Source organism: Denitrobacterium sp. (assembly GCF_056180635.1).
Genome location: NZ_JAZZJS010000028.1, coordinates 1 through 11061, shown reverse-complemented (window position 1 = coordinate 11061; position 11061 = coordinate 1). Strand labels below are relative to the sequence as shown.

General features: G+C 61.0%; 11 protein-coding genes. 3 read left to right on the top strand and 8 right to left on the bottom strand.

What is annotated here, in order from left to right; genetic code table 11:
- Together AC04P6_RS02510 and AC04P6_RS02505 are read left to right on the top strand one after the other, a co-directional pair.
- The coding region (locus AC04P6_RS02510) for a phosphoribosylformylglycinamidine synthase subunit PurQ (protein ID WP_475565015.1) at positions 1-2154 on the top strand (2154 nt) is incomplete at its 5' end.
- Positions 2155-2238: 84 nt separating this feature from the next.
- The gene (locus AC04P6_RS02505; RefSeq protein ID WP_475565014.1) at positions 2239-2892 is read left to right on the top strand and encodes an HAD family hydrolase; all 654 of its coding nucleotides are present in this window, start codon (positions 2239-2241) and stop codon (positions 2890-2892) included.
- Between the two features lie 51 nt (positions 2893-2943).
- Here the strand turns inward: AC04P6_RS02505 and AC04P6_RS02500 are convergent, their stop codons facing one another.
- Together AC04P6_RS02500 and AC04P6_RS02495 are read right to left on the bottom strand one after the other, a co-directional pair.
- Positions 2944-4944, bottom strand: a complete 2001-nt coding sequence (locus tag AC04P6_RS02500; RefSeq protein WP_475565013.1) for an oxidoreductase — start codon at positions 4942-4944, stop codon at positions 2944-2946.
- 181 nt (positions 4945-5125) lie between these two features.
- Positions 5126-5749 carry an MBL fold metallo-hydrolase gene (locus tag AC04P6_RS02495; RefSeq protein ID WP_475565012.1) on the bottom strand — a complete coding sequence of 208 codons (624 nt, stop codon included), beginning with the start codon at positions 5747-5749 and terminating at the stop codon, positions 5126-5128.
- Between the two features lie 87 nt (positions 5750-5836).
- Here AC04P6_RS02495 and AC04P6_RS02490 point away from each other — a divergent pair, with 87 nt between their 5' ends.
- Positions 5837-6397 (top strand): LOG family protein, encoded by a 561-nt coding sequence (locus AC04P6_RS02490; protein WP_475565011.1) that lies wholly within the window; start codon positions 5837-5839, stop codon positions 6395-6397.
- Here the strand turns inward: AC04P6_RS02490 and AC04P6_RS02485 are convergent.
- From AC04P6_RS02485 to rpsK, 6 genes are all read right to left on the bottom strand, one after another.
- The gene (locus AC04P6_RS02485) at positions 6394-7425 is read right to left on the bottom strand and encodes a prepilin peptidase (RefSeq protein WP_475565010.1); all 1032 of its coding nucleotides are present in this window, start codon (positions 7423-7425) and stop codon (positions 6394-6396) included. The genes AC04P6_RS02490 and AC04P6_RS02485 overlap by 4 nt on opposite strands.
- Before the next feature lie 220 nt (positions 7426-7645).
- Positions 7646-8386 (bottom strand): energy-coupling factor transporter transmembrane component T family protein, encoded by a 741-nt coding sequence (locus tag AC04P6_RS02480; protein ID WP_475565009.1) that lies wholly within the window; start codon positions 8384-8386, stop codon positions 7646-7648.
- A gap of 137 nt (positions 8387-8523) precedes the next feature.
- Positions 8524-9054, bottom strand: a complete 531-nt coding sequence (gene rplQ, locus AC04P6_RS02475) for a 50S ribosomal protein L17 (protein ID WP_475565008.1) — start codon at positions 9052-9054, stop codon at positions 8524-8526.
- A 13-nt stretch (positions 9055-9067) separates the two neighbouring features.
- Positions 9068-10018, bottom strand: a complete 951-nt coding sequence (locus AC04P6_RS02470; RefSeq protein WP_475565007.1) for a DNA-directed RNA polymerase subunit alpha — start codon at positions 10016-10018, stop codon at positions 9068-9070.
- A 31-nt stretch (positions 10019-10049) separates the two neighbouring features.
- A complete protein-coding gene (gene rpsD, locus AC04P6_RS02465) occupies positions 10050-10610 on the bottom strand; it encodes a 30S ribosomal protein S4 (RefSeq protein WP_475565006.1) in 561 nt (186 codons plus the stop codon).
- A 17-nt stretch (positions 10611-10627) separates the two neighbouring features.
- Positions 10628-11026: a 30S ribosomal protein S11 gene (rpsK, locus tag AC04P6_RS02460; protein ID WP_475565005.1), complete on the bottom strand. Its 399-nt coding sequence runs from the start codon at positions 11024-11026 to the stop codon at positions 10628-10630.
- Positions 11027-11061: the final 35 nt, after the last annotated feature.

Here is an 11061-nt window from a genome sequence, read left to right as displayed (position 1 = left end):
AACGCCGTGCCCAAGAAGTACGACGGCCTGGATGGCACCGAGCTTGCCATTTCCGAAAGCCAGGAGCGCATGGCCGTGGCTCTGGACGCCGCCGACGTGGAAGAATTCCTCGCATACGCCAAGGAAGAGAACCTGGAAGCCACGCCCGTGGCCACCGTTACCGGCGACGCGCGCGTGCGCATCGACTGGAACGGCGAGGCCATCGTAGATGTAAGCCGCGAGTTCCTGGCCAGCAACGGCGCCCCCAAGCTTCAGACCGCGCACCTGTGCGCCGGCGGCGCATATGCGCCCAGCTGGGAAGGCGACACGCTGGCAGAACGCATGACGTCGCTGGTTACCGACCTGAACGTCTGCGGCAAGAAGGGCCTGGTGGAGCGCTTCGACAGCACCATCGGCGCCGGCACCGCGCTCATGCCCTTCGGCGGCGCACGCCAGCTCACCCCCGCCATGGCCATGGCATCCAAGCTGCCCGTGTTCGGCGAGACGCACACCGTCAGCGGCATGGCCTGGGGCTTCAACCCCTACATCATGGAAGCGAACCAGTTCACGGGCGCCTATCTGTCCGTCGTGGAAAGCGTGGCCAAGTTCGTGGCCGCCGGCTTCCAGCGCGCGAACGCCTACCTGTCCTTCCAGGAGTACTTCGAGAAGCTGCGCACCAGCCCCGAGCGCTGGGGCAAGCCCGCACAGGCCGTGCTGGGCGCCCTCATGGCCCAGGTCGACCTGGGCGTTGGTTCCATTGGCGGCAAAGATTCCATGAGCGGCAGCTTCGAGGACATCGACGTACCGCCCACGCTGGTGAGCTTCTGCACGGGCTGCGGCAAAGACGATCGCATCACGAGCCCCGAATTCAAGGGCGCAGGCCATCGCGTCATCGAGATTCGCCCCGCCTACCAGGAAGACAACCTCACGCCCGACGTGGAAGACCTCCTTTCCGCCTTCGACATGGTGGAAGAGCTCATCGGCGCTGGTAGCGCGCTTGCCGTATCCACCGCTGGCTACGGCTGCGCCGCAGAAGCGCTCTTCAAGATGTGCCTGGGCAACGGCATCGGCCTGACGCTGAACGACAACGAGGAGCGTGGCGACCTGTTCACGCCCGCATACGGCTCGTTCTACGTCGAGCTGGCCGACGGCGCGGCAATCCCGCAGGCCACGGGCAGCATGTACGTGGGCGAAATCGGCACCACCACGGAAGCGTACGAGTTCTCGGCCGCAGGCGAGGTCCTCTCCCTTTCCGAACTGCAGGAAGCCTGGGAAGGCAAGCTCGAGCCGGTATTCCCCTACCGCAACCAGGAAGGCACGGTGGAAGCCGTTACCAGCAGCAACCACACGCCGCTGGTATTCAACGGCACCATTGCCAAGCCCCGCGTGATCATCCCCGTGTTCCCAGGCACCAACTGCGAATACGACACCGCAGCCGCCTTCGAGCGCGCGGGCGCCGAAGCCACCACGCTCATCATCAACAACCTCACGCCCGAAGCCGTGCACGAAAGCACGGAGGCGCTCGTGAAGGGCATCCAGAACAGCCAGATCGTCATGATTCCCGGCGGCTTCTCGGGTGGCGACGAACCCGACGGTTCCGCCAAGTTCATCACGGCGTTCTTCCGCTCCCCCGCCGTTACCGAGGCGGTGCGCGACCTGCTGCAGAACCGCGACGGCCTGATGCTGGGCATCTGCAACGGCTTCCAGGCGCTCGTGAAGCTCGGCCTCGTGCCGTTCGGCGACATCCGCCCCATGGACGACACCTGCCCCACGCTCACTTTCAACAGCGTTGGCCGCCACCAGAGCCGCATCGTGCGCACGCGCGTTGCCAGCAACCTGTCGCCGTGGCTTGCCGAATGCGAAGTGGGCGACATCCACACCATGCCCATCAGCAACGGCGAGGGCCGCTTCGTCATCTCGCCCGAGCTGTACGCGCAGCTCGCCGCCGCGGGCCAGATTGCCACGCAGTACGTCGACGAGGATGGCAACCCCAGCATGAACTGGGCGGCCAACCCCAGCGGCTCCGCATATGCCATCGAAGGCATCACCAGCCCCGACGGCCGCGTGTTCGGCAAGATGGGCCACACCGAACGTAGCGGCGCGGGCCTGTACCAGAACGTGCCCGGCCTAAGCTACCAGCCCATCATCGAAAGCGGCGTCGCCTACTTCAAATAGGCCGCCTCACCAGCGCTCCCTCTCCGCCTACGGGGAGGGAGCATTTTTATAGCCAGCGTCTTCTCAACCTCCAGGAGCAACCCCATGACCGACATCTTCGCCGGAACCCGCGGATTCATCTTCGATTGCGACGGCACCCTCCTCGATTCCATGAACGCATGGAACGAAACGGAAGAGGCGCTTGAAGGCATGGCGAATGCGCCGGTCACGCCCGAAGACCTTACGAGCATCCGCGCGCTGCCCATCGAGGAAAGCGCCGTGCTCTGGTTCGAGAAATACGGCGTGGGCAGCTCGCCCGAAGACGTCCTGAAGCTCGAAGACGACATGCTCCTCGAGTTCTACCGCGAACGCGTGCAAGCGCTCCCTGGCGCAAAAGACATCCTGGAACGTGCGCGCGAGCTGGGCATTCCCTGCTGCGTGGTAACCAGCAGCCCCAAGCGCTACGTTGAAGCGGGCCTTGGCCGCTGTGGTCTGCTGGAATACTTCGCGGAAGTCTGCACCACCGACGACTTGAACATGAGCAAGGAAGAGCCGGGCATCTTCCTGCACGCCATGGAAACCATGCATTCGACGCCCGAAACCACCTGGGGATTCGACGATGCCACCTATGCCGTGGGCACCATGATGCGCACGGGCATCCGCACCGTGGGCGCATACGATTGCGACGAGACGGGCACGTTCGAGGAGCTGCAGGCCAGCGCGACCATAGCCGTGCGCAGCCTGGAAGAGCTGCTCTAACGCAAAGAGGCGGGCCGAAGCCCGCCTCTTCTCATTCCGCCATCAATTCGCCTACAGGAACTGGCGACGCTCCAGGACGCTGATGATGTCGCGTCCCTCCATGGTGCCATGGATGATCTGGCGCGCCCGCTTGCTGTCGCCAATGTTGTACAGGGTCACATCGGTACCCGCAAACGCCTCCTGCAGTTCGGAAAGCACGGGATTGTTCGAACGCATGCCCAATGCGACGAAGCCATAGTCGAACGGGATGATGTGCTTGTTGCCCTCGCGGTCCTCCACCACGAATTCGTCGTCGCGCACTTCCTGCAGCGCCGTGCGCGTCATCTGGCGCACGCCGTATTTCTGCAGCTTGTTAAGGGTGTCGCTGCGCGTAACGGGGTCGAGGCCCGCACCAATGGCGGGAGAGCGCTCGATCATCGTCACCTTGGCACCGCGCGGCGCAAACACGCCCATGATATCCAGGCCCGTCGCGCCACCACCAATGATGGCGACTTCCATGCCCGTCATATCCTCTGGATACTCGTTGATGCGCTCGATGAGCTTCAACGCGGTGGCCACGCGCGTGCCCGGCTGGTCGACGCGGTACTTCAAGCCGGGAATAGGCGGCAGCGTGGGGTTGGAGCCAGTGGAGTTCACCACGATATCGGGATTGAAGCTGCGAACCAGGTCGATCGTTGCAGGCGCGCCCGTAAAAATGAACAGGTTGTGCAGCTTCTTCGCGCGCGTAATCAGGTAGCGCGGGAAGTCCATGATGCGGTCTTTCTCGGGGATGCGCGAGATGATAGCCGCCAAGCCGCCAAGCTCGTCCTTCTCCTCGATGAGGAACGTCGTGCAGCCCAGCTCGGCAGCGGTGCATGCCGCCTCCAAACCGCTCGTGCCGCCGCCAATGACAACCACGTTGCAGGGCTTCTTCACCTTGCGCTCGCGATACGCGTCATCATGGAACAAGTCGGGGTTCACCGTGCAACGCATGGGCTGGTTCAAGCCAATGCGGTGCCCCGCGCAGCCGATGTTGCACGAAATGCACGTGCGGATATCCTCTACATGCCCATCCTCGACCTTATTGACCCAATACGGGTCGGCGATGAGACCACGTCCCATGCCAATGAGATCGGCGTCGCCACGCGCCAGGATGTCTTCCGCTACCTGCGGCTTGCGGATGTTGCCCATGGTGATGCACGGCTTGCCATACGCTTCGCGCAGAGCGCGCGCCATATAGGCACGCCACCCATCGGGCATGTAGTCGATGTCAATCTGCAGCTGGATCGCACCCGCAAGACCTGCGGAAACGTCAAATACGTCGACTTCCTCCTGGAAGTATTGCAGGTACTCGATGCAGTCTTCGAGCGTGTTTCCGCCCTCCATCAGCTCGTCGGCCGAAAGACGAATGAAAATCGGGAAGAACGGCCCCACCTGGGCACGCACCTCCTGAACGACTTCCGTCACGATGCGCGCGCGGTTTTCGGGGCTTCCGCCATACTCGTCGTCGCGATGATTGGTAAGCGGGGAAAGGAACTGCGAGAGCAAGTAGCTGTGCCCCGCATGAATTTCCACGGCGTCGAACCCGCACGCCTGCGCGCGCTTGGCCGCTTCGCCGAACTTCTTCACCACGTGCTTGATTTCGTCAACCGTCATCGGTCGCGGCACTTCGCCACCCGCCTTGCTGGGGATATCCGACGCCGAAATGGGCTGGCAGCCAATACGCCGCTCCATGGTGGCCGCACCGGCATGGTTGATTTGCACCGCGATGCATGCGCCATGACGATGCACGGCCTCGCAAAGCTCGTACAGGCGGGGCATGAAGGTGTCTCGATCGATGCGCAGCTGCGTGGTGCCGTTGCTGCCCTGCGGGTAGTCGATATCGACGTTTTCCAAGATGATGATGCCCGTGCCGCCCTTGGCGCGCTGTTCGTAGTAGGCGATGTGCTCCTCGGAAAGCTCGCCGGAGCACTTGGCGAAATTCGTGCCCATAGGAGCCATGACGATTCGGTTCTTGGCCGTCATGTGCCGTACGGTGAAGGGCTCGAAGATATGCGGATACGCTGCTTGCATAGGCCTCTCCCTGCGCTCTGCTTGCATGATGCCGCCCGCCTAGCAGGCGGTCCAGGAAGAGTATACGGCCGGGCCTCGGGCCCTCCGTTAATGCGTTACCACGCCCACGGGCAAATTGAATGGATTGGGACGCATTCCAAAAGAAACGAAAATGAAACTACGCTTGCGATTTCGGCGGCGATTAGCTCAGCTCGATTTCCTCGCCCGGATGCAGGATGATGCGGCCGCTTGCCTGGAACGCTTCGGCCTTGGCGGAGTCGAACAGCGTTTCGGGCGTGGGATTGCCATCCATGGGAACCAGGTGCACGGGGATGCTATGACGCGCGCCTACGAGCGCAGCACACGCACTCGCCTCTTCGACATCCATGTTATAGAAGCCGTCACCAGGGAAAACGGCGTAATCAATATGCATATCGGCGAGTTTGCCCGAACGCATGTCGTCCGTCGTGCTCGTATCGCCCGACGCATAGAAGCGCACGCCATCGAGCGTGAGTACGAGCCCCACGCATTCGGCAACAGGATGGTTCTTGTTGCATGCCTGAACAGGTTCGATATGCACGCCGCACGCATCGAACGAGCGGTAGTCGCCCGGCGTGGGCTGGAAATCGGCGGCACGAAGCACGCGGCAATCGGCCGCATGGGGCATAAGCTGCGTCTGCGTATGGTCGAAATGCTCGTGCGTCACCAGGATGAGATTCGCGGGCGCACTGTAGCCCTCGCCGGCGAAGGGGTCGACATACACGACCTGCCCGTTGGCAAGCGTGAAACGATAGGATCCGTGACCTTGGTAGAGCATCGTTGCCATAGGGGCTCCTTACCGACGTTTGCATCTTTACCGCTCGATTATACAATGGTCGAACACGCCAAAATCCAACTACCCAAGAAGGACCCCATGAACATCTGCGTATTCTGCGGCTCTAACGTCAACGCCGGCGAACCCTACATCAGCAGCGCCATCGAACTAGGCGCGGAACTGGGGCGCCGCGGCCATACGCTCGTGTTTGGCGGGTTCGACACCGCGCTCATGGGCGCCGTCGCGCACGCCGTAGCCGATGCGGGCGGCAGCGTTCTGGGCGTTATCCCCACGGGCGTTCCCTATCTACTGCAGCGTCCCGTCTTCCCCTGCGACGAGATCGTGGAAACGCGCGATCTAAGCAATCGGAAAACCGAGATGTTCAAGCACTCCGACGCCTTCATCGCCCTACCTGGCTCGATTGGCACCCTCGACGAGATCTTCAGCGCCCTGGCCGAACAGAAGGTTTGCGACGGCAAGGGCTGCAAGCCGCTGGGCATCTACAGCGTGCAGGGCTACTACGACGCGCTGGAAGCTATGTTCGACCAGATGGAGCAGGCGAAGTTCATGGATCACGCCGACCGCGGGCTGTTCAGAGTATGCGCCACGCCGCAGGAAACGCTCGATTACGTGGAACGCGCTACGCTATTCGGGAACTAGAACAGCCCCAAGTACCAACGCGTGATGGGGCCACCCACCATCATGGTGACCCAGCATGCAAGCGAAATCGAAGGCCCAAAGGGGAACATGCGCGCTACGCCCTTGTGAGCTCGGACGCGCTCCTGCTCTTCCTCGAGGAACGGCCACTCTTCTTCCGGCGGGTTGACCGGCGCGTTTTCCGCACTTTGGGGCATCTCGTTTTGGGAAGCCAACGCTTGGTCCATACGATAGGCGTCGTCGCTGAACCCAGCGCGATTCTGCATGGTAAGCGCAAATAGAATGCCCAGCACGCACGCCACAACGATGAGGAAAAGGCACTGGTGCACGCCGAAGTACAAGCCCGCAACCGCAAAGAGCTTTATATCGCCGCCGCCAATCGAGGAGCGGCCCAGTACGCGGTCCATGACGAGCGCCAGCACCACCACGGCCACGCCCACGCCTACCGCTCCCGTAAGCGACTCGCCAAACAGCCGGAATACAACGATGCCGATGTCGACTTCGGGAACCCAGAACGATTCCGCATCCAGGCCCAGCGCCTGGGCATCCACCGAAACAAAGCCATGTGCCGCGGGATCGACAAACACGGCCTGCACGGGTGCACCCACCGAAAGCGCTATCCAGGCCCCGCCGATGAATAGCGCGCGAATGACGATTGCGGCGAGGATGGTCTGATTCGGAATGTACGACTCGTCGAGGTCAGTGAGGGCAAGCACCACCAGACAGCAAGCGAACCCGACCATCTCGAACGCCTCGAGCGTAATGCCGTAGCACACGACGATTGACACGAAGAGGCCCGCGCACGCGAATTCCGTCGCCGCATAGCGCGCCGACAAATGCCTATGGCAATAGCGGCAATGGCCTTGCAGGGAAACCCAGCTCACGATGGGAACGAGGTCTTTAAGCGCAAGCGCATGGCCGCACGCATCGCAATGCGACTTCCCGGAAAGCACGCGCTCGTCGTGAACGAGACGCCACGCGACGCGCTCGAGGAAGCCGCCAGCAACAAGCCCCAACGCGGCTGCCGCCACAATGGCGCAACCGACGTATATGCCTGGCAAAGCCAATAGCACTCAGGTCCCTCTTCTCGAATGTTGAACACGAAACGAAACGCGCCCCCATTCGCATTCCACCTTCACTATATACGCGCGGTTGAAGGCTGTCACGAATGAAAACGCCCCGCAAAGCGAAATACTCTCTATGGAGTATATATGCACGCAGCGGCATGACCTGGGCTTACGCGCGCAGCAACTACAACAGCGCTGAACAGGCGCACAATGCGGCAGCGACCAAGGTCATCGCGACAAGCGACACGATGCCCAACCGTCGCTCGTGCAAGCGCGTGGGAAGAACCGTGGCGCCATAGCAGCGCGAGCCCATCGCTGCAGCCAGGCGGTCGGCACGGCGGTATAGGCCCACCAGAAGCGGCGTAAACGCCCCACCCCACGCGCGTATGCGCGCCAAGGGACCACCGCTGGCAAAGCGCGCCCCACGCGACGCCTGAGCGTCCACGACGAGGTGGAACTCGTCGATGATGATAGGAATGAAGCGGAGCGCAATGCTTGCGATGGCAGCGATATCGCGCACGGGAAGACGCACGTGCGCCAGCGGCCGCAACATGCTTTCAAGGGCCTGGGAGAGCTCGCTCGCCGTGGTGGTAACGGTAAGCGCGAGCGATGCGGCGAGGATGAGCGCGATGCGCGCGATATAGAACAGGCCCGCAAGGAACCCAGCGCCGCTAAGGGTATGGGACAACAGCGTGAACAGCAGAATGAGCCAAAGGGGCACAAGCTGACGCGCAAGCGCCAGCACGCGAATGCGAGCCACGGCAAAGCAGGCAATCGCGCAAGCGGCATACGCGGCCATCCCCCACCATGAATCGACGAAGAAGATTGCCACGGAATACACGAGGGCAAGTGTTATCTTCACGCGCGCGTCGACACGATGAACGGGCGTATCGGCCTGCTGATATGTGGCTGCGTTAATCGACATGAGCAAAGTATGGCACGGAAGCCACGCTACTCCGCACGCGAACGGGAATCGCCACCCGATATCCTACGCGAGGAGCCAGCTGACGCAAAAAAAGACCCGCCAAGTGGCGGGTCTTTCATGCGCTATAAGCGAGTTGGCTATTCAGCCTTCTCCTCAGCAGCCTCGACAGCCTCTTCTACGGCTTCCTCGGCAGCAGCTTCGGCAGCGCCTTCAGCGGCCTGCTCGAGCTTTTCCTCGGCAACTTCTTCCTTCTTGGGAGCAGCAGCCTTCTTGGCAGCCTTAGCGGGCTTTACGGCCTTCTTGGCCACGGGCTCGGTAACGAGCTCCATGATCACCATGGGAGCATTGTCGCCCTTGCGGGGACCAAGCTTCATGATGCGGGTGTAACCACCCTGGCGGTCCTGGAACTGACCCTGAGCAACCTTCTCGAAGACCTCGCGTACGAGTTCCTTGTCGCCCAGAGCGGCGATGGCCAGACGACGGGCATGCAGGTCGCCGCGCTTGGCCCAGGTGATGATCTTGTCAACATCGGGGCGGATTTCCTTGGCGCGAGACTCGATCGTCTTGATACGGTCGTTCGTGAACAGCGCGACAACCAGGCTCTTCTTCATGGCCTTGGTATGCGAGGCATCGGTGCCGAGCTTACGACCCTTCTTGTAGTGTCTCATGTTCTCGATTCTCCTATTGCTTCAAATTGAGGCCCATGGAAATGAGCTTGTCTTTCACTTCTTCGATGGACTTAGCGCCGAAGTTGCGAATGTTGAGCAGGTCGTTTTCGGAATATTCGACCAGCTGACGTACCGCGTGGATGCCAGCGCGCTTCAGGCAGTTGTAGGAACGAACGGAGAGGTCCAGATCCTCGATCTGCTTGTCGAGCTCGGCATTCGTCTCCTCGCCTTCCGGAGCGAAGATGGAGGGAACCTCTTCCCCTTCTTCCTCTTCGCTCTCGTTGAGAGAAAGGAACGCTCCCATGTACTGGTTAATGATGTTTGCCGCCTGGCATACCGCATCAACCGGCGAAATCGAACCGTCGGTTTCGACTTCCAGAACCAGCTTGTCGTAATCGGTGCTCTGACCAACACGCGTGTCGGTAACGTTCAGAGCGCAACGACGCACGGGAGAGAAGAGCGAATCGACGTGGATGATGCCGATGGGATCTTCGGTGCGCTTGTTGCGGTCGGCCACAACGTAGCCGCGACCAACGCCAATGCGAACCGTCATATCCAGCTGGCCGCCATCGGCGACCGTGGCGATCACGTGCTCGGGGTTCACGAGCGTGAACTCGGTGGGCACTTCCAGGTCGGCACCGGTAACGGTGCAGGGGCCCTCGGCGGAGATACGGGCCGTGGCCTCGACCGCGTCCTCGGTGAAGGCGCTGAAGACCAGCCCCTTCACGTTGAGAACGATGTCGGTAATGTCTTCGATTACACCTTCAGCCGTGGTGAACTCATGCTGAACACCATCGATCTGAATAGCCGTAGCAGCAGCACCATCAAGAGAATTCAGCAGCACGCGACGCATGGAGTTACCAAGCGTGTAGCCATAACCGCGCTCGAGCGGCTCGACCACGAAACGTGCAACGGTATCGCTGACTTCTTCCGTAGTGATTGTAGGCCTCATGAACTCTGTCATATTTTGTAAGCCTCCTTAAAAGCCGCGTAGATTACTTGGAGTAAAGTTCGACGATGAGCTGTTCGTTGATGTCCAAATCGATCTGATCGCGGGTGGGAAGGTTCAGTACGCTACCCTGCAGCTTCTCGATGTCAACCTCGAGCCAAGCGGGCACCTGCACACGCTCGTTGGAAACGAGAGCGCTCTTGATGACCAGAAGTTCCTTGGCCTTGGGGGCAACGGCAACGAGATCGCCGGGGCGAACGCGATAGCTGGGGATGTCGACGCGACGGCCGTTCACGGTGATGTGACCGTGCGTTACAGCCTGACGGGCTTCCTTGCGCGTACGGGCGAAACCCAGACGGAACACGATGTTGTCCAGACGGCTTTCCAGGATAGCCATCAGGTTCTCACCGGTGATGCCGGGCATGCTCTTGGCACGACGGAAGTAACCGCGGAACTGCTTTTCGAGAACGCCGTAGATGAACTTGGCCTTCTGCTTTTCGCGGAGCTGCATGCCGTATTCGGATTCCTTGCCGGAATAGCCCAGCACGACAGGGTCGATACCCAGCTGCCTGCAACGCTTCAGAACCGGAGTCCTGTTCACTGCCATAATCATAATCCTTTCAGTTAAACGCGACGACGCTTGCGCTGACGGCAACCGTTGTGCGGAATCGGGGTGCAATCCTGAATGCTGGAGACTTCCAGACCCGCAGCCTGAAGGGAGCGGATAGCGGTCTCGCGGCCGGAACCAGGACCCTTAACGAACACGGAAACCTTCTTCAGGCCATGTTCCATAGCGGTCTTGGCAGCAGCCTCTGCAGCCATCTGAGCGGCGAACGGCGTGGACTTACGAGAGCCCTTGAAGCCGACCGTGCCAGCAGACTGCCAGGAAATCACATTGCCCTGAGGATCGGTGATGCTGACAATCGTGTTGTTGAACGTAGATTTGATATGCGCGGCGCCGACGACGATATTCTTGCGTTCGGAACGCTTAACGCGCGTTTTCACATTTTTCTTCTGTGCCATGAGACCGCCCTACTTCTTCTTTCCGCCGATTTGCT